Annotated in this window: 1 protein-coding gene; it reads right to left on the minus strand. The window is 75.6% G+C overall.

From position 1 onward, the window contains the following. The coding region (locus tag RIV12_RS13105) for an ABC transporter permease (RefSeq protein ID WP_309324461.1) at positions 1-802 on the minus strand (802 nt) is incomplete at both ends.

Consider the following 802-nt stretch of genomic DNA (forward strand, 5'->3'; position numbering starts at 1 on the left):
GGTGCGCAGCCGCAGGCGCGTCTGGGTGGCGGCGCGCGCCCGCTCGGCCACCCACAGGGCCAGGGCGATGACGCCGAGCTGGACGACGGACAGGACGGCGGCGCCCCGCAGGTCGAGGTACTGGGTGGTCAATCGGTAGATCTCGGTCTCGATGGTGCCGATCCCCACCCCGCCGAGCACGAGCACCACCCCGTAGGCGGTGGCGCAGAACAGGAAGGTCAGGGAGGCGGCCGAGGCGATGGCGGGGGCCAGCGCGGGCAGGGTGACGGTGGCGAAGGCCCGCATCGGCGAGGCCCCCAGCGCCCGGGCGGCCTCCACGGCGCGCGGGTCGAGCCGCGACCACATGGTGCCCACGGTGCGCACCACGAGCCCGTAGTTGAAGAAGGCCAGCGCGGCCACGACCGCGGTCAGCGTCCCGTCCAGGCTCAGGGCCTCCAGGGGCCCGCCGCGGGTGACCAGGGCGTGGAAGGCGACGCCGACGACGACGCTGGGCAGCACGAAGGGCACGGTCACCACCCCGCGCAGCAGGTCGCGGCCGGGGAAGCTGCGCCGGTAGAGGACGAGGGCCCCGGGGATGCCGAGGGCCACGCACACGGCGGTGCCGAGTACCGCCTGGGTGAGGGTCTGCGTGAGGATCCGCCAGGTGCGTTCGCGGGCCAGGACCTCACCGAAGCCGCTCAGGTCCAGGGCGCCGTCGGGGGCGAGGCCGCGACCCATGAGCGTGGCCACGGGCCAGGCGAAGAAGACCGCCAGGAAGGCCAGCGGGCCGGCGACGGCCAGGGCCCAGCCGGCACGCTCGCCC

The sequence above is a fragment of the Actinomyces stomatis genome (genome assembly GCF_031292835.1).
Classification (GTDB): Bacteria; Actinomycetota; Actinomycetes; order Actinomycetales; family Actinomycetaceae; genus Actinomyces; species Actinomyces stomatis.